General features: G+C 62.7%; 19 protein-coding genes. 10 read left to right on the plus strand and 9 right to left on the minus strand.

The annotated features are described in order from the left end of the window. Positions 1-2: 2 nt before the first annotated feature. The 5 genes from GTP55_RS18770 (at position 3) to GTP55_RS18790 (ending at position 8815) form a co-directional block, all read left to right on the plus strand. On the plus strand, positions 3-1154 hold the full coding sequence (locus tag GTP55_RS18770; protein ID WP_161046372.1) for a glycerate kinase: 1152 nt from the start codon (positions 3-5) through the stop codon (positions 1152-1154). 103 nt (positions 1155-1257) lie between these two features. Then, entirely contained in the window at positions 1258-1770 is a 513-nt protein-coding gene (locus tag GTP55_RS18775; RefSeq protein ID WP_161046373.1) for a sigma-70 family RNA polymerase sigma factor, read from the plus strand. After that, positions 1767-2705, plus strand: coding sequence for a FecR domain-containing protein (locus GTP55_RS18780; RefSeq protein ID WP_161046374.1), 939 nt, complete (start codon positions 1767-1769; stop codon positions 2703-2705). The genes GTP55_RS18775 and GTP55_RS18780 overlap by 4 nt, the downstream gene beginning before the upstream one ends. Before the next feature lie 95 nt (positions 2706-2800). Next, complete coding sequence (locus GTP55_RS18785; protein WP_161046375.1) at positions 2801-5392, plus strand: TonB-dependent receptor; 2592 nt, start codon at positions 2801-2803, stop codon at positions 5390-5392. Between the two features lie 12 nt (positions 5393-5404). After that, positions 5405-8815 (plus strand): exo-rhamnogalacturonan lyase family protein, encoded by a 3411-nt coding sequence (locus tag GTP55_RS18790; RefSeq protein WP_202423782.1) that lies wholly within the window; start codon positions 5405-5407, stop codon positions 8813-8815. Here GTP55_RS18790 and GTP55_RS18795 read toward each other — a convergent pair whose 3' ends face one another. Continuing rightward, a complete protein-coding gene (locus tag GTP55_RS18795) occupies positions 8816-9322 on the minus strand; it encodes a TspO/MBR family protein (protein WP_161046376.1) in 507 nt (168 codons plus the stop codon). A 175-nt stretch (positions 9323-9497) separates the two neighbouring features. On the opposite strand from GTP55_RS18795, the gene GTP55_RS18800 reads away from it, so the two are divergent. Both GTP55_RS18800 and GTP55_RS18805 read left to right on the plus strand, forming a co-directional pair. Continuing rightward, on the plus strand, positions 9498-10193 hold the full coding sequence (locus GTP55_RS18800; protein WP_161046377.1) for an SDR family oxidoreductase: 696 nt from the start codon (positions 9498-9500) through the stop codon (positions 10191-10193). A gap of 59 nt (positions 10194-10252) precedes the next feature. After that, entirely contained in the window at positions 10253-11185 is a 933-nt protein-coding gene (locus GTP55_RS18805) for a polysaccharide deacetylase family protein (RefSeq protein ID WP_161046458.1), read from the plus strand. A gap of 2 nt (positions 11186-11187) precedes the next feature. Here the strand turns inward: GTP55_RS18805 and GTP55_RS18810 are convergent, their stop codons facing one another. Beyond that, positions 11188-12522: an amino acid permease gene (locus GTP55_RS18810; RefSeq protein WP_161046378.1), complete on the minus strand. Its 1335-nt coding sequence runs from the start codon at positions 12520-12522 to the stop codon at positions 11188-11190. A 118-nt stretch (positions 12523-12640) separates the two neighbouring features. Here GTP55_RS18810 and GTP55_RS18815 point away from each other — a divergent pair, with 118 nt between their 5' ends. From GTP55_RS18815 to GTP55_RS18825, 3 genes are all read left to right on the plus strand, one after another. After that, the gene (locus tag GTP55_RS18815) at positions 12641-13861 is read left to right on the plus strand and encodes a cyanophycinase (protein ID WP_229258041.1); all 1221 of its coding nucleotides are present in this window, start codon (positions 12641-12643) and stop codon (positions 13859-13861) included. A 131-nt stretch (positions 13862-13992) separates the two neighbouring features. Beyond that, on the plus strand, positions 13993-14862 hold the full coding sequence (locus tag GTP55_RS18820; protein WP_371868383.1) for a MurR/RpiR family transcriptional regulator: 870 nt from the start codon (positions 13993-13995) through the stop codon (positions 14860-14862). 95 nt (positions 14863-14957) lie between these two features. Then, on the plus strand, positions 14958-17273 hold the full coding sequence (locus GTP55_RS18825) for a GH92 family glycosyl hydrolase (RefSeq protein WP_161046380.1): 2316 nt from the start codon (positions 14958-14960) through the stop codon (positions 17271-17273). Positions 17274-17286: 13 nt separating this feature from the next. Here the strand turns inward: GTP55_RS18825 and GTP55_RS18830 are convergent, their stop codons facing one another. From GTP55_RS18830 to GTP55_RS18860, 7 genes are all read right to left on the minus strand, one after another. Next, positions 17287-17904: an alpha/beta fold hydrolase gene (locus GTP55_RS18830; RefSeq protein ID WP_161046381.1), complete on the minus strand. Its 618-nt coding sequence runs from the start codon at positions 17902-17904 to the stop codon at positions 17287-17289. Between the two features lie 20 nt (positions 17905-17924). Next, positions 17925-18518 (minus strand): DUF4337 domain-containing protein, encoded by a 594-nt coding sequence (locus GTP55_RS18835; RefSeq protein WP_161046382.1) that lies wholly within the window; start codon positions 18516-18518, stop codon positions 17925-17927. Between the two features lie 35 nt (positions 18519-18553). After that, a complete protein-coding gene (locus GTP55_RS18840; protein ID WP_161046383.1) occupies positions 18554-18910 on the minus strand; it encodes a hypothetical protein in 357 nt (118 codons plus the stop codon). Between the two features lie 158 nt (positions 18911-19068). After that, the gene (locus GTP55_RS18845; RefSeq protein WP_161046384.1) at positions 19069-19734 is read right to left on the minus strand and encodes a hypothetical protein; all 666 of its coding nucleotides are present in this window, start codon (positions 19732-19734) and stop codon (positions 19069-19071) included. Continuing rightward, positions 19731-20765 (minus strand): DUF5700 domain-containing putative Zn-dependent protease, encoded by a 1035-nt coding sequence (locus tag GTP55_RS18850; RefSeq protein ID WP_161046385.1) that lies wholly within the window; start codon positions 20763-20765, stop codon positions 19731-19733. The genes GTP55_RS18845 and GTP55_RS18850 overlap by 4 nt, the downstream gene beginning before the upstream one ends. Before the next feature lie 44 nt (positions 20766-20809). Further along, positions 20810-21730: a polyphosphate kinase 2 gene (ppk2, locus tag GTP55_RS18855; protein WP_202423783.1), complete on the minus strand. Its 921-nt coding sequence runs from the start codon at positions 21728-21730 to the stop codon at positions 20810-20812. Between the two features lie 41 nt (positions 21731-21771). After that, positions 21772-24570 (minus strand): SDR family oxidoreductase, encoded by a 2799-nt coding sequence (locus GTP55_RS18860; RefSeq protein ID WP_161046386.1) that lies wholly within the window; start codon positions 24568-24570, stop codon positions 21772-21774. Between the last annotated feature and the right edge of the window lie 309 nt (positions 24571-24879).

Consider the following 24879-nt stretch of genomic DNA (forward strand, 5'->3'; position numbering starts at 1 on the left):
ATATGAAAATAGTCATCGCACCCGATTCGTTCAAGGAGAGTCTGACGGCGATGGCCGTGGCCAACGAAATCGAGGCCGGCTTCCGCGAGATTTTCCCTGACGCCGACTACGTGAAATTACCGGTGGCGGACGGCGGCGAAGGCACAGTCCAAGCCATGATCGACGCCAGCGGCGGCAAGCGCGTGGCCTTGCAGGTCACCGGTCCGCTGGGCTATCCGGTATCGGCATTCTATGGCTTGATGGGGGACGGCCAGACGGCGGTGATCGAAATGGCCGCCGCCAGCGGGCTGGAACTGGTGCTGCCGTCGCAACGCAATCCGCTGCGCACCACCAGCTTCGGCACTGGTCAGCTGATCCTCAACGCGCTCAACGCCGGCGCACGCCGCTTTGTGCTGGGTATCGGCGGCAGCGCCACCAATGACGGTGGCGCCGGCATGCTGCAAGCACTCGGCGGCCGTTTATTGGACGGCACCGGCGCCGATCTGGCGCTGGGCGGCGGCGCGTTGAATATACTGGACCGTATCGACCTGTCCGGGCTTGATGCGCGCATCAAGGACTGCGTGTTCGACGTGGCCTGCGATGTCAGCAACCCGCTGGTGGGGCCGCAGGGCGCCTCTGCCATCTTTGGCCCGCAAAAGGGCGCCACACCGGAAATGGTGGCGCGTCTGGACGATAATCTGCGCCACTACGCGCAAGTGATTGAGCGCGACCTTGGCCGGCAAGTGGCCGACGTGCCGGGCGCCGGCGCCGGTGGCGGTATAGGCGCGGCCATGCTGGTATTCCTCGGCGGCAGTCTGCGGCCGGGTAGCGAGATCGTCACGGCAGCGGTGGGCCTGGACGCTGCGGTGGCCGATGCGGACCTGGTCATCACCGGCGAAGGCCGCATCGACGGACAGACCGTCCACGGTAAAACGCCGGTTGGTGTTGCGCGAGTGGCACAGCGTCACGGCAAGCCGGTGATTGCCATCGCCGGAGGTCTGGGCACCGGCGCGGCTGCGGTGCACGATCACGGCATCGACGCGGTATTCGGTTCCGTCAGCCGTCCGGTCACGGTGGAAGAGGCGATGGCCTCCGCGGCAGCCAATGTCCGCAACGCAGCCCGCAACATCGCCGCCACTTTGCGCATCGGTGCGCAGCTGCGGAGCGATAACTAAAATGAAGGCTGTTATATCCATTTGGTGATGCCGTTTATTTTGGAAGAAGCTTATTTGGATTTGTTCGTTTTATTAAGTGGCCTGCCGTTCTATATTGGCGGCCATGATTACCGTTTCCTTCGCTACCGCCGCGCGCGACCAATTCCTCGGCGGCGAATTCCGCCGCAGTTATGGCTGGCTCACGGCCAGCGTCCACCGCCTGGTCGGCTCGCGCAATGACGCAGAAGACCTGGCGGCATCGGCATTCACTGAACTGGCTGGCATGGAAGACGTCGGCCAGATCCGCCAACCGCGCGCGCTGCTGACCACCATTGCGCGCCGCCTCACTTACGAATTCTGGCGCCGCCGCGACCTGGAACGCGAATACCTGGAACAACTGGCGCAGGCGCCGGAGTTTTCCGACGCCTCGCCCGAAGATGTTTGCGAAGCCATCGACGAACTGCTGCGCATCGACGCGGCGCTGCAAAGCATCAGCGCCAAAGCGCGCGAAGCCTTTATTCTCAGCCAGTTCGAGGAACTGGGCTATGCGGAAATCGCCACGCGTCTGTGTGTGTCGGTCAGCATGGTGCGCAAGTACATGGCGCAGGCGTTGACCGCCTGCTGTGCGCTGGCATGAAGCTGGCGCCGGCCGAACATCAGGCGGTGATGTGGGAAGTACGATTGCGCGAAGGCGATGTTGGCGCCTCCGTGCTGGATGAATTCGACCACTGGCGCACGGCGCATGCCGACAACGAACAAGCCTGGAACGCCTTGCAGCAGCGGCTCTCGCGCATCGGCGGTTCGCACTCGCGCGATGCCTCGGCCATGGCGCATGCCTTGCGCACGCCGGCGACGGAACGCCGCCGCGTGTTGCGTGCGGCCTTTGCCATGCTGGTGGTGGGTTGCGGTACGTGGGGCATCCGGGAGGGGCTGCATGGCATGGGCCTTGACGCCGACTGGCGCAGCGCCGTTGGTGAGCGCGGCGAAGGCAAGCTGGCCGACGGTACGCCGCTGGCGTTCGACGCCAATAGCCGCATCTACCTCGGTGGCAGCGCTGCCAGTCCACGCCTGGACTTGAAACAGGGACAGGTGCTGGTCAAATCCTGGCCGCAGCGCGACGATCTGCTCAGCGTGGCCACCGACCACGGTATGGTTGCCACCGAGGGTGCGACCCTCAATGTCGGCCGCCTGCATCAGCGCAGCATGGTATCGGTCAGTGCCGGCAGCGCGTTGCTGCGCACCCTCGGCGGACCGCCGGTACTGGTGTCGGCTGGTGAAACCTTCTACTTCGATCACAAGGGCGTGCAGCAGGCGGAAATGTCGTTTGCCGCCGCCAGCGCGTGGACGCGCGGCGTTTGCGTGGCTGACCGCATGCCGCTTTCTGAGCTGTTGGAGATTTTCGGCCGCTATCGCAAAGGGCTATTGCGCGTCAGCGGCCGCGCGGCGGCGATGCAGATCAGCGGCGTATTTCGGCTGGAAGATGTCGAGCTCGCGCTGATGCAGGTTGTTGATATTTTGCCGCTGCGCGTCAAGCGTTATGGCAGCTATTTGACGGTGCTGAGCGCAACCTGAAAAAATTTTCCATTTACGGTGTCACTTTCCAATTCTCGATGCACATGGTTGGTGAAGCGCTTCGATCGATGCGCCATAACCTTGTGAGGCATGTTTTGCAAAAACCACAGCACATCCTGGCCATCCTGGCCGTGACCCAGTTACTTGCACTGCCAGCCGCGCTGGCGCAGGATGCGACCCGCCACCAGTACCAGCTGGCCGGCGCTTCGCTGGACAAGACGCTGTTGCGCATTGCTGCGGAAAGCGGCGTCGCGGTGGCCTACGATCCCAAGCTGGTGGACTCGGTGCGTTCCGCGCCGGTGAGCGGCAACTACAGCGCCACCGAGGCGATCGAACGCGCGCTGGAAGGCACAGGTTTTGAATTGGTCAGCGCTGGTGGTGGCCGCACCCTGACGATCCGCCGCGCGATTGCGGCGCCGGCTGCCGCGCGTGCGCCGTTGCAGGCCATGATTACGCCGGTGACGCTGCGCGCACAGGTGGCGGCAGCTGCCGTGGTTTCCGCGCCAGTCGCCAGTAACGAGGTGTTGGCGCGCGTAACGGTGAAGGGGGCCAAGCGCCGCGGAAGTCAGGAGTCCGACGAAGTGCAGCGCGCGCCGACGTCCGCCTATCGGATTAGCGGCGAAGATCTGGAAGAGCAGAACCTTACCACCCTGGAAGACCTGCAACAATTGGTGCCCGGCCTGGTGATCCAGAGTACCGATCCGTCGGACACGCAGATATCGATTCGCGGCGTGGGCGATGGCGGCGGCCAGGCTAGCGGCGACTCCAACATCGGCATGCCTAGCAGCGTGGCGATTTATGTCGACAGTGTGTACCTGCCGCGCGCCGGCATGTTGAGCAGCGGCCTGGGAGATATCGCCTACGCCGAGGTGCTGAGCGGCGCGCAGGGGACGATGTTTGGCGCAAATGCCACCGGCGGCGTGCTGAATCTGCAAACGCGCGCGCCTTCCTTCGCGCCCGAGGCCTCCGCCAGCGTGGCGTATGGCCAGCATGGCTACTCGCGGGGACGCGCGATGGTATCCGGCGCTTTGTCGGACAACTGGGCCGGCCGCCTCAATCTGGTGTACAGCAATAACGACGGCGCGGTGACCAATGTCCGCAACGGCAATCATCTGAATGGTTCGACCAGCAGCGGCGCGCGCGGCCAGTTGCTCTACAAGCGTGGCGACAACTTTGACTTGCGCCTGAGCGCCGACATCAATGTCACCAACAGCGAGCCGACGGCGGTGCTGTTGTCGACCAATGTGTTCAGCGGGGTGGATAGCTATCTCAAACACTCGACGGCGGTTGGCAACCATGTGGTGTTCGGGCCGAATGTGGATCTGGACGACGAGAACCGTTCGCACGTAAGGCAAGGCGGCGTGTCGGCGGAGGCAAACTGGCGCTTCGACAATGGCTACAAGCTGCGCTCCGTGACCTCGTACCGTTACTTCCGCTCCGATCCTACCTATGCGGACGGTCTGAGTGTGGCGGTCTACAACAACACCGGCACGCGGGTGCTGGACCGCACCTGGTCGCAGGAGTTGCGCCTGGATTCGCCGGTTGGCGAGAAGTTCGATTATGCGCTTGGACTGACCTATCTGGGCGAGAACCTGGATACAGCTGCGCACACGCGCTATACCAACAACAAGCTGGCCGGCATCTACACGGATGCGGCCAGCAACAACAATCTGGACATCATCCGCTTTGGCCTGCTGCACGATCATATGGTTTCGCCGTATGCGCAGGGCACGCTGCATATCGCGCAGGATTGGGATCTGGTGGCCGGCGTGCGCGCCAATTATGAAGAGAAGGGCGGCCAGTTTATTCGTTATAACAAGGCTGCCTTCAATTCGGGCTATATCAAGGAATACCACGTGCTGCCATCGGGTACGCTGGTATTAAAGTATCAGCTGGCGCCAGCGTGGAACAGCTATCTGGCCGGTTCTTACGGCGAGAAATCGGGCGGCATCAATATCTCGGCGGGTGCGGCCAAGGCGGCTGGTTACGATACGCTGATCATCAAGCCGGAAAAGACCAAGAGCACGGAACTCGGCATCAAGGGTTCGCTGTTGGATAACAAGGTTAGCGTGAAGGCGGATGTATTCCTGACGGAGGTGACTGACTTCCAGACGCAGGGCTACAACCCAGATGACCAGCAGACCTATTTGCTAAACGCGGGTTCGTTCCGTTCGCGTGGCGCGGAAGCGACGATCGGTGTGGCGCTGGCCAAGGGCTGGCAGGCGAATCTGGCGGGCGTCTATAACGATGCCTACTACACCGACTACGCGCATGCACGCTGCGGTTCGGAGATTACCTTGTCGCCCAAGCCACCGGCTTTCTGCAATCTGACCGGCCAGCGCGTGTTCAATGCGCCGAAAGTGACGTGGAATGCGAGTACGCGTTATGACTGGCGCACCGAGAATGGCTTGAAGAACTTCGTCACTGCGCGTTATTCGTATCGTGGCTGGATGTATGGCTCGGTGGACAATTCCTCGCTGACGCGGGTGCAGGGTTATGGTCTGGCGGCGTTTTCGGCCGGCACCAGCGGCAAGCTGGATCGCGGCGAGTGGACGGCGTCGGTCTGGGTGAACAATGCGTTTGACAAGCAGTATTACCGTCGTGTGGTGGCCGGTGATTACGGTTCGGTGTGGGGCTGGCTGGGCGAGCAGCGCACCTTCGGCGCAACGCTGGCTTACAAGTATTAAGGAGTTGGCGGTATGAGTGCATCGCTTGAACGACGTCAGTTTTTCAAACTGGCGGCGCTTTTGACGGGGGGCGCGGCGGGCTCGGCTGAAGGTGGCGCGGCTGCTGCGCGGGATAAGTTGGCTGGGCCGGAGGCAGGCGGCCGAACATCGGCCTTGCAGGAGGGCGAGACGCCTCTGCATTGGCTGGAGGGTGTGCCCGCCAGCTTCCAGGGCGCGACCTGGGGTGTGCCTTGGCCGCAAGGTCGTGTCCCTGCTGACAGCACGTTTGAACTGCGGCCGGCCAGCAAGCGCGCCGACGCGCCGCTCGCCGGCGTTCAAGCTGCCCGCGAGGCCGTTGCGGTGCAATCATGGCCGCTAGCTTATTGGCCGGATGGTACGCTCAAATGGTCTGCCCACGCGCTGCCGCCGGATGCCAATGGCGCAGCGCCAGCCGGCGGTTACACGCTGCATGCGTTGCTAGACGCGACCGGCCGCGCCATGCCAGCCGGGTCGCCCACGGCTGCAGCATCGGCCGGACTTGTTGCCGCTGGTACGTTAGCGGCGGAGCAGGGTGATGCGATTATCGTCAACACCGGCAAGCTACGATGCACGCTGGCGAAATCTGGCGCCATTTTGCTAAACGCCGTTCAACGTGAAGACAAGCCACTGCTGCGCGAGGGCCGCCTTGTGCTGCTGGTAGACGGCGCCGCCGACGACGAAGCCAGCACCAATGGCCGCCGCGCCTACGACAGCGTAATCGACACCGTTACGCTGGAGCAGAACGGCCTGCAACGCGCCGTCATCCGCGTCAACGGCGCGCACCGCCATGCAGACGGCGCCAGACTGCTACCCTTCATCGTCCGCCTCTACTTCTACAAAAACTCGGACGCCATCCGCGTGCTGCACACGCTGGTGTACGACGCCGATCCACAACAAGCCTTCATCCGCGGCGTTGGCCTGCGCTTCAACGTGCCGCTCACCGCGCCGCTGCACGACCGCTACATCCGCTTCGTCGGCGCCAACGGCGGTGTGTTCGCTGAAGCCGTGCAGGGCCTCACCGGCCTGCGCCGCGATGCAGGTGACGCCGCCGAAGCACAACGCCAAGGCCGCGCCGTCGCCGGCGCACTACCCGCCAACGTCAGTAAAAACCTGCGCTACGTGCCAGCTTTCGGCCAATACACGCTATTGCAATCGCATCCGGACGGCTACAGCATCAGCAAACGCACCAGTCCAGGCCATGGCTGGATCCACGCCGCAAGCGGCAACCGCGCCGCCGGCACCGGCTATCTCGGCACGCCAGAATGCGGCATCGCTTTCGGCATCCGCAATTTCTGGCAAAGCTATCCCGGTCAGATCGACATTCACGGAGCAGAAGCCGACCAGGCCACCGTCACACTGTGGCTCTGGGCGCCGAAGGCCGAAGCCATGGACCTGCGTTTTTACCACGACGGCATGGGTGAGACCGACTACGCCAAACAGCGCGATGCGCTCGACATCACCTACGAGGACTACGAGCCAAAATTTGGCACACCATACGGCGTCGCCCGCACCAGCGAACTGGAACTGCAACTGCTGCCAGCCACGCCGTCGCACGAAGAACTGGTCGCTATCAGCCGCCGCATCCAGTCGCCGCCGATGCTGACCACGTCAGCGGAACGGCTGCACAGCGCCGGCATCTTCAGCGAATACTGGCACCCGGCCGCCGCCAAGCCGAGCAAACTCGATCAGCAACTGGCGTGGGCCTTCGACTTCTACTGCAAGCAGGTGGAAGACCGAAAATGGTATGGCTACTGGGACTATGGCGATGTAATGCATACCTACGACACCCAGCGCCACGTATGGCGCTACGACGTCGGCGGCTTCGCCTGGGATAATTCGGAGCTGAGCACGGAAATTTGGCTGTGGCACTACTACCTCCATAGCGGCCGTTCCGACGCCTACCGGCTGGCCGAAGCCATGACGCGCCACACCGGCGAAGTCGACATCCACCACATCGGCCCATACAGCCCGCTCGGCACGCGGCACGGCGTACAGCACTGGAGCGACAGCGCCAAGCAGCTGCGCGTGTCCACCACCATCAATCGCCGCTTCTTCTACTACTTGAGCGCCGATGAACGCGTCGGCGACCTGCTGCGCGAACAGGTGAACGCGGTAGACCGCCTGCGCACCATCATCCCCGGCCGAAAAATCGGCCAGAAAGCACCGGACAAGGAGCCAGATAACCACGCCAGTGTGGCCTTCGGCACCGACTGGGGGGCGGTGGCTGCGGCCTGGTTCACCGAATGGGAACGTACCGGCCAGCCGCAGTATCGCGATAAACTGTTGAACAGTATGGCCAGTATCGCCGCGCAGCCGCTAGGTTTCCTGACCGGAGGCGGCATCATGGATCTGCGCACCGGCGCCTACCTGTATAACGCCGATGCAAAAATTAATGTGTCGCACCTGAGCGCCGTCTTCGGTCTGCCGGAAATCGCCAGCGAATTGATACGCACCGTACCGCAACCGGCCTTCCGCGAGGCCTGGCTGCGCTACTGCCGCCTGTACAACGCCAGCCCGGAACAGCAGAGGGCCGAGTTGGGGCAAGACCTGGGCAAGCTGAATCTGGGCCAGGGCCACGCGCGTTTGCTGGCCTACGTCGCCGTGCAGCAGCAGGATAAGGAGATGCTGGCCCGCGCTTGGGCGCAGTTCCAGGAAGGTCGCGCGGGCCTGCGTGACAAGGATCTGGTTTCGCGCCGCGTGAAGCCGCCGCTGGTGCTCAATGAGGTGGAAGAGGCGCCAACGCTCTCTACCAATGCGGTTGCGCAATGGGGACTCGGCGCCATCGGCATGCAGGCCCTGGATGCGCAGGCGGCCGACAGCACGCTGGCGCGCGATGACTTTGCGCGCTTCGATTCGCAAACCTGGGCGGTGGAGGCGGAAGCGGGCAACACCGTCGCAGCAGCGTACGTCGAACGTGGTGCGCTGATCCTGAAGGCAGATCGCGGGCTGACGGTGTGGCTGCGCCAGCAACTGCTAGGCCATTACGAAATCAGCTTCACTCGCACGGTGCTGGCAGAGGGGCGGCTGTCGGATCTGAACTTCTTCTGGGAGGCGCAGCTACCTCACGGCTTCAAGCAGTCCGGCACACTGGAAGAATACGGTGCGCTGCGGCTGTTCTATGCAGGCATCGGCGGCAATACCAACAGTACCACGCGCTTCCGCTATTACGACGGCAGCGGTGCGCGCAATCTGCTGCGGGAATACACCGCGCCCGAGTATCTCCTGAAGGCCAGTCACCCGTACCACATCCGCATCGTGGTCGATGCGCGTGGCACGCGGTTGTACGTGGATGACCGTGAGTACTTCAATGCACCGGGGCCGTTGGTGGGCGGTGGCTATTTCGGCTTCCGCACCACGCATTCGGTGCAGACAGTGGAGCATTTTCGCGTGCGCCGCGTGGCCTGATCAGAGCACGGAAGGATTGCGTTGCCAAATGCTGTAGCAAAGGCAGGTGGCAAAACTCACCCAGCCGATATAGGGAACTAACAGCAGTCCGGCCATGCGGTCGCGCCGCCAGAAGGCCGCGATGGTGGCGGCGATCAGCACCCATAGCAGCAGAATCTCGACAAACGCCCATGCGCCCAGATGCCAGCCGAAGAATAGCCAGGTCCACAAGGCGTTGGCGGCCAATTGCACAACGTAGAGCGTGAGCGCGGGGCGGCCGCTGGCGGTGGTCGTGGCGCGCTGCACGCGCCAGGCGGCCACGGCCATCAGCAGGTACAACGCGCTCCACGCGGGGCCGAATAGCCAGGCCGGCGGAGCCCAATCGGGTCTATCGAGTTGAAGATAGAAGTCTGCCGCTTGCGCCGAGGCGTAGGCGCCGATGGCGGCGAAGATAAACGTCAGTATCAGCCAGCCGGCCAGGGCGGGCAGTTGCAAGGGGTGGTGCGGGGCGGAAGTGGGCGTAGGCATGGGAATTCCCTCCGAACTAAGGTACTGTCATGGTGGCGGCGCACGCGGGGGTGGTCTGTGCGGCAATCAACCGATCTTCAATCTGGCGTTGAAGGTCATTCAAGCATTGGGCCAATTATCGGCATGCGGGTTGGGGCGCAGAATGAATGCACGTTATCTCATTTAGGAGTGCATCATGAAGAATCAGCTGGTCGTGGTAGTTGGGGGGCTGTCCGGTATAGGGCGGTCGGTGGCGGAGCAGGCGGCGGCCGAAGGCGCGCGGGTGATTGCGGCAGGCCGACGCGCGAAGCCGGCGGATTGGCCGTCGCAGATCGAAGCGGTGCAGCTGGATGTGACGGATGACGCGGCGGTACAGCGCTTCTTCGCCGACGTTGGCGCATTCGATCATCTGGTGGTGACGGCCGGTCCGGTAATTCCTTCCAGCCGGCTGGTGGATCTGGTGCCGGAGCAGGCGATGGCGGCTTTCAATGTGAAGGTGTTCGGCCAACTTCGGGCGGTGAAGTACGCGGCGCGTTATCTGAAAGCGGGTGGTTCGGTGACGCTGACTTCCGGTCTTCTGTCGCGCAAGGTGATGCCGGGTGGCGTCGTTAAATCGACCATGAATGCAGCGGTGGAGGTGATGGGCAAGACGCTGGCCAAGGAACTGGCGCCGTTGCGCGTGAATGTGGTTAGCCCCGGCATGGTGGAAACCGGCATGTGGGGCCAGATGACCGATGCTGAGCGTGGTGCGATGGCGCAGCGCGCAGGTGCTGGCATACCGGTGGGACGTGTCGGGCAGGGATCTGATTTGGCGCAGGCGTACTTGATGCTGATGCAGAACGGATTCATGACCGGCGCGGTGGTGGATGTTGACGGCGGAGGTTTGCTGTGAGCGCCGTTTTGGGGGCGCGCCGTCGCTTTCTGGCGCAGGCGGCCAGCGGTGCGGCGGTGATGGCGGCAGGTGTCGCCGGTGCGGCGGGGGCGGCTGATGCTGCAGATGCTGCGACCACGCAGGGCGCTGGCGGTAGCGGAACATTCTGGCCCAACGATGCGCGCCTCGTGATCTCAATCTCGATGCAGTTCGAGGCCGGTGGCCAGCCACCCAAGGGCGCCGACTCGCCATTCCCGAAAGTCGACTTTCCCGCCAGCGTGAAATCCGACGCCGTCGCCAACACCTGGTTCGCCTACGGCTACCGCGAAGGCATCCCGCGCATGCTGGATTTGTGGGATAAGCACGGCGTCAAGGTCACCTCGCACATGATCGGCGAAGCGGTGCAGCGCCATCCCGAGCTGGCGCGCGAAATCGTCAAGCGCGGCCACGAAGCCGCCGGCCACGGCCCGCGCTGGAGTTCGCAGTACGCCATGACCCGCAACGAAGAACGCGCCTTCCTCATCGCTGGCCGCGACATGGTGCAGCAAGTGACCGGCGAACGCACTGCCGGCTACAACTGCAACTGGCTGCGGCGCGGTCCGAACACGCTGTCACTGTTGCAGGAGCTGGGCTTCACGTACCACATTGATGACGTCAGCCGCGACGAGCCGTTTATCGAACAGGTAGATGGCAAGGACTTCGTGGTCGTGCCCTACACGCTGCGCAATAACGATATCCTGCTGATCGAAGGCCGCAATTACTCGCCGCAGCAGTTCCTCGAACAGATCAAGGGCGAATTCGACCAGCTGTACGAGGAAGCCGGCACGCGCCGCCGCATGATGTCAATCAGCGCGCATGACCGCATCAGCGGCACGCCGCAGATGGTGCGGGTGTGGGACGAGTTCCTCACCTACGCCCGCAGCAAGGCCGGCGTGGCGTTCATGCGCAAGGACGATATCGCCCGTTACGCGCTGACCAGTCCGCAGACTGTGCGCGAACGGGAAACCATCTGACCTCAGGCCGGGCGGCGGCGCAGCTTGTAACCGATGGCCAGCGCCGCCAGCCACACCGGAATCAGATACACCGACAGCCGCAGGTCCGGCGTCAGGTACATCACTACCAGGATCGCCGCCAGGAAGGCCAGGCACAGGTAGTTCGTTGCAGGGTAGCCCAGGCTGCGGAACTGCGTGATCTGGCCGGCCGCCTTTTTCTGCGCGCGGAAGCGCAAATGGATCCAGCTGATCAAGCCCCAGTTGATAATCAGCGCCGACACCACCAACCCCATTAAAAAGCCGAAGGCCTGCGCCGGCATGAAGTAGTTGACCGCGACGCAGATCCCGGTGGCCAGCGCCGATACGCCGAGTGCCGTCAACGGCACGCCGCGCGCGTTGACCTTCAACAGCGCCTGCGGCGCATTGCCTTGCCTGGCCAGACCATACAGCATGCGGGTGTTGGCGTACACGCCGCTGTTATAGACCGACAGCGCGGCCGTCAGCACCACCAGGTTCAGTACATTGGCCACCACATCGCTGTTCAGCGCGTGGAAGATCAGCACAAACGGGCTGCCGCTGGTGACTACTTTTTGCCACGGATACAGCGACAGCAGGATACCCAGCGCGCCGATGTAGAAGATCAGGATGCGGTAGATGGCCTGGTTGGTCGCCTTGGGAATGGTCTGCGATGGATTATCCGCTTCGGCGGCTGTGATGCCGATCAGTTCCAGCCCGCCGAACGAGAACATGATGACCGCCATGGCCATCACCAGTCCACTGACGCCATGCGGGAAGAAGCCGCCATGCTGCCACAGGTTGGCCACGGTCGCTTGCGGACCGGCGTCGCCGGAGATCAGCAGCCAGGCGCCGAACAGGATCATGCCGACGATGGCCAGCACCTTGATGATGGCGAACCAGAATTCCATCTCGCCGAAGGCCTTGACGTTGAACAGGCTGATGGCGTTGATGATGGCGAAGAAGGCCAGCGCCGACACCCAGGTCGGCACCGCCGGCCACCAATATTGAATATAGATGCCGACCGCCGACAGCTCGGCCATGCTGACCAGCACATACAATACCCAGTAGTTCCAGCCCGCCATGAAGCCGGCCCAGTGACCGCAGTATTTGTCGGCGAAGTAGCTGAAGGAGCCGGCCACCGGTTCGTCGACCACCATCTCGCCCAGCTGGCGCATGATGAAGAAGGCGATGACGCCCGCCACGCCATAACCCAGCAGCACCGAGGGGCCGGCCATCTGAATCGTCTGCGCGATACCGAGAAAGAGGCCGGTGCCGATGGCGCCGCCCAGCGCGATCAACTGAATGTGCCGGCTTTTCAGGCCGCGCTTGAGTTCACTCATCAAATCTCCTGTGCACACGGAAGTAAAAGTTGATTCTCGCACAACTGCGGGTCCGGTAGCCAGATGCAACGGCGCTCTGTCATATAATTGTAGGGATCACCCAGACGAGGAATATCGTATGACGAGTTTAGTTAAAGCGGTGCGCATGCTGTGCGTGTCGTTGGTCGCACTGGCCATGCAGGTCTCAACCGCTGCCGAAGGCGCGCCGAAGGGCCATTTGCTGATCGCCGGCGGCGCCGTGCGGGCCGATAACGGCGAGGTATGGACGCGACTGGTGGAGCTGGCCGGCGGCAAGGGTGCGCGCATCGCGGTGATGCCCAGCGCGGCCGGCAATCCGCTGCGTTCCGGTACCAATCTGGTGGCAACGCTGAATAAATATGGCGCCTCGGCCTTCGCCGTGCCGGTCGGGGTGCGCTTCAAGGACCGCGACTACAAGCGCGATGCGGAAGATGAAACGCTGGCGGGCCAGATCCGCGCAGCTGGCGGCGTCTACTTCGCCGGCGGCGACCAGGGCTTGATCACCAAGGCGCTGGTGCGTCCGGACGGCACGCGTACCGCCGTGTTGCAGGCGATCTGGGATGTCTACCAAAAGGGAGGGGTGATCGCAGGTAGCAGCGCCGGCGCCGCCATCATGAGCAGCACCATGTATTACGAAGCCAGGACGGTGTTGGGCACCCTGAGCGTGGGCGTTAACGACGGCCAGGAACTGGCGCCGGGCCTGGGCTTCGTCGGCAAGGACTTGTTTGTCGACCAGCACTTGCTGGCGCGCGGCCGCTTTGCACGCATGCTGCCGGCGATGCTGAAGAAGGGCTACAAGCAGGGCCTCGGCATTGACGAAAACACCGCCGTCATCATCGACGGCCAGCGCAATGTGGAAGTGATCGGCTACCAGGGCGCGCTGCTGCTGGACCTGGAAAAGGCGCAAACCAACGGCACCGAGAAGGCTTTCAACCTGACCAACGCGCGCATCAGCTATCTGGATCGCGGCGACCGCTATAACCTTGAGACCCGCCAGTACACGCCGTCCTCCGACAAGAAGGACGGCAAGCTCGATCCGGCCAGTCCTTATCTGGATGAGCAGGTTTATTCGGCCGACATCCTGGGCCACAACACCGTGCTGGTGATGATGGAAAAGCTGATTAATAATTCGCGCAGCGAGGCGATCGGCATTGCGGCGCCAGCGCCGGGAGACCCGCGCCCTGACCTGGGCTTCGAATTCAAGCTGACCCGCGACGCCAGCAGCGTTGGTTACGAGTCGGCCACTTCGGATGCGTACACCATTCTCAACCTGCGCATGGATGTACGCCCGCTGAAGATTACCCAGTCCTGGTATCAGTAAGGCGCATTACAAATCGGTAAGGCAAACGCTTACGCGTAAATACCCAGTTCACAGTTGCTTGAAATTTAAGTATGCTGGCGGTTTTGAGAATTGAGTATGGCATGACATCAGGGGAATCGGTTTCGGCGGACGTGGCTTTCGTACAATCGCCACTGGGGCGGGTGCTGTCCGCCGTGCTGACCGAGGGATCCGCCTCGCACCGCAGCATCGCGGATTACCTGATGCGCAACCCGATGCGCGGCACTGCGCTCAAGATCGAGGAGATGGCGGAGGGCTGCAAGGTTTCCACCGCCACCATCAGTCGCTTCGCGCGCGATATCGGCTTTGGCAGCTACGGCGCGATGCGCAGCGCGCTGGCCGAAACGCTGCATTCCGCCTTGCAGCCGGTGGAAAAGCTGCGCAGTTCCATCGTGCGCAGCAAAGACGCTGTATCGCCGGCCGAAGCCAGTATGGAATATGCACGCGCCAACCTGGCTACCACGCAAGGCGCACTGTCGCAGCAGGCGCTGGACGAGGTGGCGCGCAAGATCGATGGCGCGCGCACCATTTACGTGCTTGGACTGGGCATGTCATCGAGCTTTGCGTCGCTGCTGTCGCTGCACCTGCAACCGTACTGCAAGCACGTGGTGGAGATGGCCGGCGCCGGCGGCAACGAGGCGGCCGCCGGAAGGCTGGTCCACATCGAGCGTGGCGATATGCTGGTGGCCTTGTCCTTCCCGCGCTATTCCTCGGACACCATGCGGCTGGCGCACTTTGCCCGCAACCGCAATGCTTGCGTAGTGGCGATGACCGACGTGCCTTCGGCGCCGATGGTGCCGCTGTCCGACCATGTGCTGTACGCCAGCAGCGCACATGGCGTGCTGCCGGGGAGCTATGTGGCGGCGGTGGCGGTGATCGAGGCGCTGGTGGCGACGCTGATGGTGTCCAATAAATCCAACGTCAGGAAGGCAGCGCGGCTGACCGAGGTAATGTCCGAATACCTGGTCGACCCCGCTGTTTAGCGGATTTACTAAACATTGCCCCTTATGCGTTCTATCGATTGACCGGGGCCGGAGCAGACGCTATAAAGTCGGATCGTCTTGATAGCGGATGCAAAATGAACGTGATCAAATCCATTTTCCCGGCGCTGGCCCTGGCCATCCCTGCCTTTTGTTTCGCCCAGACCACGCCCGCAGCGGCGGTCGATGTGTTCATCGGCACCGGCGGCGACGGCCATACCTTCCCAGGCGCCACGCGGCCTTTCGGCATGGTGCAGCTCAGCCCCGACACGCAGGTGCGGCCGTTCCGCCAGAGTTACCCCTGGGCGTCCGGCTACCGCTATGACGACGACAGCATTCTCGGTTTCTCGCATACGCACTTTTCCGGCAGCGGCCACTCCGACCTGGGCGATGTGCTGCTGATGCCCTACAGCGGCGAGACCAAATGGGAGCCGGGCTATCCCGAGCGCCCATTCAGCGGCTACCGTTCGCGCTTCAGCCACAAGGACGAACACGCGTCGCCTGGCTACTACGCGGTGCGCCTGTCCGATAACGAAGTGGACGTGGAGCTGACCGCCAGTGATCGCGTCGGCCTGCATCGCTACCGCTACGCCAAGGGCGCCGAGGCCAAGGTGATGCTGGATCTGCGCAGCAGCATCTACGACTACGCCGCCAAGAACCTGTGGTCACGCCTGCGCGTGCGCGACAACACGCTGATCACCGGCATGCGCGAAACGCGTGGCTGGGCGGCGGGCCGGCAGCTGTATTTCGCCATCCAGTTCTCGCATCCGCTGTCGTCGCGCTCCCTGCGCAATATGGAGCGCGATGTGGAATACCGCGGCTTTGCAGGGCCGGGCAGCGGTCCGGGCGACAAGGCGGTGGTGGAGGGCAAGGCGCTGGTCGGTTCGCTGGACTTCGGCGTGCCGACCGACGGCAAGCTGGAAGTGAAAGTAGCGATATCCGGCGTCAGCGAGGAGGGCGCGATCGCCAATCTGGCCGAGATGCCGGGCTGGGACTTCGACGCGGAGCGCGTCAAGGCATCGGCCGCGTGGAACGAGGCGCTGGGCGCCGTCGCCATCGAGGCCGAGCCGGAGATGCGCAAGATGGTGTACACGGCGCTGTATCACAGCATGCTGGCGCCAAGCCTGTACATGGACCGCGACGGCCGTTATCGCGGCCCTGACAACGAGGTGCATCAGGCGAAGGGCTTCCGCTATCACTCGACGTTCTCGCTGTGGGACACCTATCGCGCACTGCATCCCTTGCTGACGCTTATCCAGCCGGAGCAGCGCAATGTGGACTTTGTGCGATCGCTGATCGAGTCGCAGAAAGCCAGCCCGTACGGCATTCTGCCGGTGTGGCAGTTCCATGGACTGGAGACCTGGTGCATGATCGGCTACCACGCGGTACCGGTAATCGCCGACGCCTACATGAAAGGCCTGAAAGGCTTCGACGCGGAAGAAGCACTGAAAGCCATGACCAGCAGTGCGGAATATGGTCCTTACGGCGGCCTGCAACACTATATGAAACTGGGCTATGTGCCGATCGACCTGGAACCGGAAGCGGCGTCCAAGACGGTGGAGTATGCGTTTGACGACTGGACCATTGCCCGCATGGCAGAGAAGATGGGCAAGAAAGACATCGCCGCCCGCTACTACCAGCGCGCGCAGAACTACCGCAATTCCTTCGATGTGAAGACGGGCTTCCTGCGCGCCCGCAAATCGGACGGCAGCTTCCGCGAGCCATTCAATCCGGTGCAGTCCAACTTCGGCAGCGACTACACCGAGGGCAGCGCGTGGCAGTATTCGTGGTATATGCCGCACGATAACGCGGGCCTGATCAAGATGCTGGGCGGCGACAAGGCGCTGCAGGACAAGATCGACATGGTGTTCGACGCCAAGGTGGACGACAACGTCTACGCGCACATGGAAGACATCTCCGGCTTGATCGGCCACTACGCGCATGGCAACGAGCCGTCGCACCATGTGGCTTACCTGTACAACTACGCCGGCGCGCCGTGGAAGACGCAGCAGCGGTTGACGCAGGTGGTGGCGTCGCAGTACAACACCACGCCGGCCGGCTTGTCGGGCAATGACGATCTGGGACAGATGTCGGCCTGGCTGGCCTTTACGGCGCTGGGCTTTTATCCGGTGGCGCCGGGCAGCAACGAGTATGTGATCGGACGTCCGTTCCTCGACAAGGCGGTGATGAATCTGCCGAACGGCAAACGCTTCACCATCCGCGCGCCCGGTCTGAGCAAGGAGAATATCTATGTGGCCGGTGTGACGTTGAACGGCAAGCCGCTGGCGCAGACCTTCCTGCGCCATGAGCAGATCACGGCTGGCGGTGAGCTGGTGTTCACCATGTCGAACCAGCCGAATACGGCATGGGGCAAGGACACTACGGCGCGTCCTTACACCCAGACTGCTTATTGAGGCAAAGACGTCTTCACGTCCGCGTGGCGCAGATATGCTGATCGATTAGTGCCGCTACTTCTGCGGCGTGGGTGTACGCCAGATCGTGATCTGCGCCTTCAAAAATGTGAAGGTCAGCGCGCGGCAGGTGTTGTGCCAGTTTTTGGCCCACCAGTACGGGACTGATCGCATCAGCGTCACCCCAGAGTAGCAGAGAAGGCATACGGAGTTGCGACAGTTGTCCGGTCAGATCCTGGCGGTCATTCAGGAACCAGTCGGGCAGCGTCGGAAAGTCTTTTCGCACGACTTCCCGCCAATCCTGCGCACCGAGCCCGGAAATATCAAGACCGCCTGAGGTTGCGGCGAGAACCAGATGCGTGACGTGCTCAGGTCGCGCCAATGCAGCGCGGATCGCCACCACGCCTCCCATTGACTGGGCAATGAGTGCGCAGGGGCGGTCAAGTTGCTTGACTACCCTGGCAACCAGATCCTCAATGCCGTTCACGTCAGGTTCAGCCGGAGTGGGACCGAAACCGGGCCAGCCAATGTGAATCGACTGCGCTGGACAGCGAATAAGCCCGGCGGCGGGACGCCAGAAGTCCATCCGTCCGAGCGCGCCAGGCAGGAAAAGTAATTTATCAGGCATCATCATTTTGTTCCGTGTCCGCCGTGCTAGGACAGCAAGGCGATCAATGCGTTGGGATGGATGGCCCAGCCGGCCAATCCCGCCAGTCCCATAAGGACACCCAGCGCGGTCGGCACCAGCGCCACCGCGTACAGCGCCCATAACTGCGTCAGCGCGGTGATAGCGAACAGCGAGATGGCGATGGCCAGCAGGGCGTCGGACAGGTCGAACTGGTCGTCCTTGAAGTTGGCGGCGTCGTAGACTTTCTGGTCGTTTTCGGCGTCTGCCTTGGCTTCGGCTTTTTTGTGCGCCTGTTCCTGCGCCAGCGTTTCGTACTGTTTGATGGCTTCCTGATATGCCGGCTGTTCGGCGGCGGGTCGCCCGGCGGCGGCCAGCTTCAATTGCAGCACGGTGGACTTGGCGACTTCCTCGCGCACATTGCGGGCCTGGTAGAAGGCCCAGTGGTCAACGCGGTTGGCCTGCGCCTGCTGCATGCTCTGGTTGATGTTGTCGTCCTTGACCTTGCAGATGCCGATAAAGGTGGCCAGCAGCGCGACCGTGATAGCGACGGTGGCATTCAGCTTGCGGTTGTTGGACTGTGCGGTGTCGTTCTGCGTATCGACGATGTCGAGTGGTTCCATGATGCTTAGGGAGAGTAGAAAGCCGCCAGCATAACCTACTCTCTGCGTTTGGCGGTGATGGTGATGTGGTGGTCGGTGCCGGCTTTGCCGTTGACGACGGTCGGTCGGTTCCATTGCAGCAGGTGCTGCGAGTCGCCGGTCTTCTGCAGCAGCTTGATCTCCAGACCTTCATTGCAGGACGATACAGCGACAACCGAGAACGCGAAGTTGGGCGAGCTGAATTCCTGCGGAGTCGAGCTGCCGACGAATTTGTCGCTGGAGCGCATGGTGGTGACGCCATGCTGCGCCGTCAAGGCAATGGTCGCCGGCGCTTGCGGCAGTGGTTTGCAGTCGGTGGCAGCGAAGGCCTGGCAGGCCATCATGCTGGCGGCGATCAGAACAAGTTGGCGCATTGCCTATCCTTTCAGATCGAAATTTCCGGCGAACGGTTGAAGAAGGTCAGGCGGTTGCTGGATGGGTCTTTGACCGACATTTCACGGCCGCCCCACGTTGGCTTCGTCGAAAAAGCGAAAGATTGGGGTAACGGTGCCCAGGTTCATGGCGCCTCCTTCTAGTGATGGAACATCGAAATCAGCATGGTGACTACACCCAGTATCACCACATAAAACGCCAGCGGCAAGATCAGAAACCAGAATCGCGCTTTCGATTTCTGCACAGTGAATACCGTGGTGGCCGCGCAGTAGCTGGTCCAGCAGGACCAGAATACGAAGATCAGCACCAGCATGCCGGTGACGTCGCTGGCTTCCCACGCCTCCGCATAATTGCTGTAGGTGGCGGTCTGGATCAAGGCCAGCAGGATGGTCGGCAGTATGTACACCAGATCCTGAAGTACGGCGACGCTGCGGGCGTCATCCGGCGCCACCTCGCCGGCGCCGGACCACTCAAGCCGCTTGCGATACCACCAGCCGCGAATGTACCAGATGAACACCGAGCCAATCAGGCCGGCGCCGATCACCAGTATCCAGTAATTCATCCACGATTGCAGTACCCAGGAGGTCATCGTGCTGGTCTCGCCCATACCTTGATTGCTCAAATCTGCGCGTACCAGCTTCTGGTCGATGCGGTCCATGGCGCCGGCAAAGCCGGACAGCACGGCCGCAATCAGGATGCCGCGGCGGTCGCGCAGCAGGTCGGGGTGGGCAAAGTAGGTGCGTGGCGTCAACAGCAGCGACACCAGCCGGTGCGGTCCGAACACCGATGGCGTGGTTGGCATCATGGCAGCAGCTCCACTTGCTGGATAAAGTCTGGACTGAACAGGGGCAGCTTGCCTTGCTTTTGCGCGAAGGTCTGGTAGCGCAGCAGGAACTGCTTCGGCGGTTGCTTGAGCAGGTCGAAGATTGCCCCCTTGCCGTCCTGGCGGATGATGGTGGAGGCCATCAGCCAGCCAAGTTCGTAGGCGGTTTCGTCGAAGTCGGTGTAGAACATGACGCCGTAGATCTGGTCGTAGGCTGCTTCGTCTGCCGGTGGCGCCGCCAGCATGCGCCAGCCCAGCGATTCAAACGTGGTGCGGATGCCGCCGATGCGTTTGGCGTTGCGTTCAATGACCAGTTTTTTCGGGGCGGAATAGATGGTCGGCGCGCGGTCGGCGATGGGATGGGTGAACAGTTCAGCGGTGCCTTCGCGGACCAGCTGGTCCAGCAGTTGATTCAGCCAGAGCGGACCTGCGACGTTCTTGGCGTCGGCGGCCGTGGGCAGCGCCTCGTGGCGCATGACGTGGTTTTGTATCGCGTGGAACAGCTCATGGGCGACGGTTTCGGCCAGTTCCTGCGTATTGGCGGCGCTGAAGCCCTTCATGTCGACGTACACATCATCCGGCGTATCGCCGAACGCAAAACCATCGGACAGGCTACCGAAGATGAAGTGCACATTGAGCTGCGCGTGGAAGTCGGCCGGCACGTATTCCCTGAGCTGGCGCGCGACTTCGGCAGCCAGTGGCGCGTATTTGCCGTAGCCCGGCTTGGAAAGTTCAATCGACAGCGCCTTGGCGGCATCGACCACTTGCGGCCTGTCGCGCAATATCTTATAGCGGCCGATCAGCGCTTCGCAATCCTTCAGCCGCATCTTTCTGATCAGCGCCTTGGCGTCGGCGGTGGTGCAGAAAGTGGCGGGGAGGTCGAAATCGCCAGTGCTGATCGCCGCGCTGACGATCCTGGTGTTCTCAAAATCGAAGCCGAAGCGTAGCTGCCCGGCGTGGGCGTTGGGGGAGAGTAGTACTAGCAGTATCAGCAAGCGGCGCAACCAGAACATCCATCCCCCACGCAGAAATATATAAAGCTGATAACTTTAACAGCTTAGTATATTTCTGGCACGATAATTTCGGCAGGCACCGGGCGGCGCACGTAGTCATCGTGATATTCGCGTTCCGGCAGGTGGATCTCCGGATGCGCCACTTCTTCATACGGCATCTGCTCCAGCAAATGATGGATGCAGTTCAGGCGCGCTTTTTTCTTGTCCACGCCTTGCACCACCCACCATGGCGCCTCCGGAATATGGGTCCGTTCCAGCATCACTTCCTTGGCCTTGGTGTATTCCTCCCAGCGGCGGCGCGATTCCAGGTCCATGGGGCTGAGCTTCCACTGTTTCAGCGGATCGTGGATGCGGCCAAGGAAGCGCGCATTCTGCTCTTCGTCGGAAATCGAGAACCAGTACTTGATCAACTGGATGCCGGAGCGGGCCAGCATGCGCTCGAATTCCGGCACCGTCTGGAAGAATTCCTCGTATTGGTCGTCGCTGCAAAAGCCCATCACGCGTTCGACACCGGCCCGGTTGTACCAGCTGCGGTCAAACAGCACGATCTCGCCGGCGGCCGGCAGGTGCGACACGTAGCGCTGGAAGTACCACTGCGTACGTTCGCGGTTATTCGGCGCAGGCAGCGCGGCCACGCGGCACACGCGCGGATTGAGGCGCTGGACGATGCGCTTGATGACGCCACCCTTGCCGGCGGCGTCACGGCCTTCAAACAGGATCACGACCTTGTGACCGGTGTGGACCACCCAGTCCTGCAGCTTGACCAGCTCCGCCTGCAGGCGGAACAACTCGCGGAAGTAAAGGCGGCGTTGTTCCTTGGCTTCGGCACTGCGCTCACGCTCGACCACTTGCTTGGTGAGTGGGTCGATCTCGCGATCTTCCAGCTCCATCTCCAGTTCTTCGTCGTAGCTGTCGGTCAGTTCACGGTGGACGCGGTCCAGCAAGTCTTGCTCGTTCAGCTGCATGGTGTCTCCAGTATGAAATGGAAACCGACTGTACCGGTGGATTATGACGGCGTGATGACCAATTCAGGCGGTGCTGGCGTGGTCGCCGGCTCCGGTACGGTTTCACCGCGCGTGGCCAGATCCAACTCATGGAAGGCATCCTGCGTCAGCTGCATCAGGCGTTCCGGGTCCGGCACCAGCGCGGTATCCACGAACAGCGCCAGCTGGATCTGGCCGGCGTAGGAGATGAAGGCCAGGCCGACGCCCAGCTTGCCGGTCTGCGGCACCCAGCAGATCAGGTCCGTCAGGCGCGATCCGGCCAGATAGCGGCGGCTGGCCGGCCCTTCGATATTGGTAAGCACCACCGAGCCCTTGGAGGTGAACAGGTTGAGGGCGAAGTGCTGCAACGCCGTCGGCAGGCAGCCGGCCAGCGACAGGAAGGCCATGGTGGCGCGCGGCTGGTGCGAGCGCTTGATGGCCGTCATGCGGCTGCTGGACTGAAGCAGCCGCACGCACGGGTCGTCAACATCGGTCGGCAAATCGACGGCGACCAGGCCGAATTCATTCCCAAGCTGGAAGGCATTGGCCTTCTCGCGCAGGTTGAAGGTGACGGCGGCGCGCAGCGCCCGGCCATCCAGATGCTGGCCGCGTTCGCCGAGGTACTGGCGCAGCGCGCCGGAGACGGCCGCCACCCAGACGTCGTTGAGCGTCACGCTCATGCGCTTGGACATGGCGCGCACCCTTTCCATTTCCAGCGGCGGCAGCCAGACCAGCTGCTTGTCGCCGCTCATCGGCGTCTTGAACTGGGTCTCGGCGTCCGGCCACAGGACGGACAGGCGCGCCACGTGGCCGGCGATCTTCAGCGATGACAGGCCGCGCACCAGCGCCGAACACACCGGATTGTGGGCGATGGCGCGATGCGGATGGCCGACCGGCGATGGCGTCTTGCCATGCAGGCCGTTGTCGTCGGTGAGGTGATTCAGCACATGCACCAGTCCCAGGCCGTCGGTGATGCAGTGATGGACGCGGAACACGATCGCATGGCCGCCGTTGACGCGGTCCAGCACCGTCATGTGCCAGCGCGGGCGGTCCGCCGGCAGCGGCAGGTGGGCGAGGCGGATCAGCTGCGCTTGCAGTTCCTCGCGCGGCACGTCGCGTTGCATGCATTCCAGTTCAACGTGATGATTGATGTCGAATTGTTCGTCCTCCACCCAGCGCTTGCCGACCACCTTTTGCGTGAAGCGCGGGTAGTTGGTCAGGCGGTAGGCGATGGTGGCGGTCAGCCGCTCCATATCAACAGGGCCGTCAAACAGCAAAATGCTGTTGATGACCATGAGGTTCTTGTCGCTGTCCATGCGGTGCCACGCGTAGTCGCGGCGCGTCAGGGCCGATGGCGCGGCCGGTTTGTCGTTGCGCGGCCGCAGCGCGTAGTGGTTCAGTCCCGCCATATGCACGCGGCACAGGTAGTCCTGCCAGTCGATGGCGCGGGTGTCGACGCTGTAGCGCGCCTGGTCTTCGGCGCCGAAGCGCTGCGCCAGTGCTTGCAGGTGGTCGCTGTGAAAGATATAGCGCGGCGCGGTGTAGAACGAGAAGGTCAGGGCCAGCAGCTGGGTGGTGCGCAGGGCTTCCAGCGACGGCGATTCGCTGGCGCCGAGCAGCTTGCGCACGCCGCTCCAGGCGCCGGCGCCAATGCGCATGGCGCGCAGCATCAGCAGGAAGGCAGGGCGGTTGACGACGCGGAATTCATGTCTGGGCGGCTGGTGGAACAGGCGTTCGTACTGGCGCCAGTTGCGCTTCGCTTCGCCCTGTATCAACTCGATCACGCGGCCGACGGTGACCGGATTGGTGGCGCCGGTGCAGGCCTGGTAGATGCGCAGGGCCGGTGGCGCCTGCAGCGCTTCGGCGGCGGCCAGGATGATGCTGTTGGCAACCAGATCGGCTGGGATGATGTCCACTACCTGCTCCGGTTGCGCCGGGAACAGATTGGTCTTGCCGCGCGCGTAGGCCAGGATGATGGCGTCGGCCACCTTCACGCCTTCGATCCAGCCGGGCGCCGGCTCCTGCAAGGTGCTTTCGATGATCGACGGCCGCACGATGGTCAGCGCGCGGCCGCGCATGGCGGCCATGGCCAGCTGTTCGCCGATCCACTTGGTGAATGTGTAGGTGTCGTTCCAGCCGTGGTAATTGGCTTCGGCGATGCCCAGCGCGGTCAGGCGGCGCGCAAGTTCGGTGGTATCGGTGACGTCGGCGCGCAGCTGGGCGATGCGGTGTTGCAGGTGCCGCAGCAAGCCGTCCAGCTCGTAGTGGCCGTCGGCATGGCGCGGAATGGCGGCGCGCGCCGGCGTGACGATCTGCTCCGTCATGGCGCCGCGATGGTAGCCATTGACGTAGCAGGTCGAGACCTGGATCAGCGGCGCGTTGCCGGCACGCGCCAGTTCGGTGATGTTTTGCACGCTGACAGCATTGATGGACAGCGCCTCGTCCAGCGCCTCGCGAAAGTTGACGCTGGCGGCTGCGTTGACCACCAGGTCGATGCGACGCGCCAACGCGTTGAAGGCAATGAGCGTCAGGCCGAAGCAGGGCGCCGTTACTTCGCCGCTGACGCATTCGATTTTATCGGCGAAGAACTGCACCAGGAAATCCGGCCGCTCGGCGCGCAGGCGGTCGAAGATCGACGAGGTGGCGATTTCGCTTTCGAAGCGTGCACGGGCGTCGCCGCGGATCAGCAGCACGATGCGGCCGATGTCTGGCACGCTGCGGATCAGCTTTTCCAGCACCACCTTGGCGAGGAAACCGGTGCTGCCGGTGATCAGTACGCGCTTGCCGGAGAGTGCCGTTTGCACATGGAATGCGGAGGTCATAGCGGGCTCTAAAAAGATGTCATAGCTGCAATGACCCGATCTTAGAACCAAACCGCGCGGTCGCTAGCGACTTTGCACTGGCTTGGGAAGCCAAACACATGGCGCTGCGAGTCAGCCCCGGTGACAGGCCGCGCGCCGCGTTGCGGCATTTGCGCAACGTTTAAATAGATTGCCAGAAAACGCGGCAAGCAGGTTTAGGCGCAGTTGCTGGCGCCGGAGACGCTGGGTCTTTTGGGAGCAGGTGGAGCTGATCGATGATTCGGTCGGCAAGGCGGATGCCGACGCGCGGCTGGTGGATCAGGCCGGCGT

The sequence above is a fragment of the Duganella margarita genome (genome assembly GCF_009857535.1).
Taxonomy (GTDB): domain Bacteria; phylum Pseudomonadota; class Gammaproteobacteria; order Burkholderiales; family Burkholderiaceae_D; genus Rugamonas; species Rugamonas margarita.

Excerpts from the sequence above, each read along its gene's own strand:
- GTP55_RS18825 (WP_161046380.1), top strand. The coding sequence starts at position 14,958 with ATGAACGTGATCAAATCCATTTTCCCGGCGCTGGCCCTGGCCATCCCT.
- GTP55_RS18800 (WP_161046377.1), top strand. The coding sequence starts at position 9,498 with ATGAAGAATCAGCTGGTCGTGGTAGTTGGGGGGCTGTCCGGTATAGGG.
- GTP55_RS18805 (WP_161046458.1), top strand. The coding sequence starts at position 10,253 with ATGGCGGCAGGTGTCGCCGGTGCGGCGGGGGCGGCTGATGCTGCAGAT.
- GTP55_RS18860 (WP_161046386.1), bottom strand. The coding sequence starts at position 24,570 with ATGACCTCCGCATTCCATGTGCAAACGGCACTCTCCGGCAAGCGCGTA.
- GTP55_RS18810 (WP_161046378.1), bottom strand. The coding sequence starts at position 12,522 with ATGAGTGAACTCAAGCGCGGCCTGAAAAGCCGGCACATTCAGTTGATC.
- ppk2 (WP_202423783.1), bottom strand. The coding sequence starts at position 21,730 with ATGCAGCTGAACGAGCAAGACTTGCTGGACCGCGTCCACCGTGAACTG.
- GTP55_RS18770 (WP_161046372.1), top strand. The coding sequence starts at position 3 with ATGAAAATAGTCATCGCACCCGATTCGTTCAAGGAGAGTCTGACGGCG.
- GTP55_RS18775 (WP_161046373.1), top strand. The coding sequence starts at position 1,258 with ATGATTACCGTTTCCTTCGCTACCGCCGCGCGCGACCAATTCCTCGGC.
- GTP55_RS18835 (WP_161046382.1), bottom strand. The coding sequence starts at position 18,518 with ATGGAACCACTCGACATCGTCGATACGCAGAACGACACCGCACAGTCC.
- GTP55_RS18815 (WP_229258041.1), top strand. The coding sequence starts at position 12,641 with ATGACGAGTTTAGTTAAAGCGGTGCGCATGCTGTGCGTGTCGTTGGTC.
- GTP55_RS18780 (WP_161046374.1), top strand. The coding sequence starts at position 1,767 with ATGAAGCTGGCGCCGGCCGAACATCAGGCGGTGATGTGGGAAGTACGA.
- GTP55_RS18795 (WP_161046376.1), bottom strand. The coding sequence starts at position 9,322 with ATGCCTACGCCCACTTCCGCCCCGCACCACCCCTTGCAACTGCCCGCC.
- GTP55_RS18840 (WP_161046383.1), bottom strand. The coding sequence starts at position 18,910 with ATGCGCCAACTTGTTCTGATCGCCGCCAGCATGATGGCCTGCCAGGCC.
- GTP55_RS18850 (WP_161046385.1), bottom strand. The coding sequence starts at position 20,765 with ATGTTCTGGTTGCGCCGCTTGCTGATACTGCTAGTACTACTCTCCCCC.
- GTP55_RS18830 (WP_161046381.1), bottom strand. The coding sequence starts at position 17,904 with ATGATGATGCCTGATAAATTACTTTTCCTGCCTGGCGCGCTCGGACGG.
- GTP55_RS18845 (WP_161046384.1), bottom strand. The coding sequence starts at position 19,734 with ATGATGCCAACCACGCCATCGGTGTTCGGACCGCACCGGCTGGTGTCG.
- GTP55_RS18790 (WP_202423782.1), top strand. The coding sequence starts at position 5,405 with ATGAGTGCATCGCTTGAACGACGTCAGTTTTTCAAACTGGCGGCGCTT.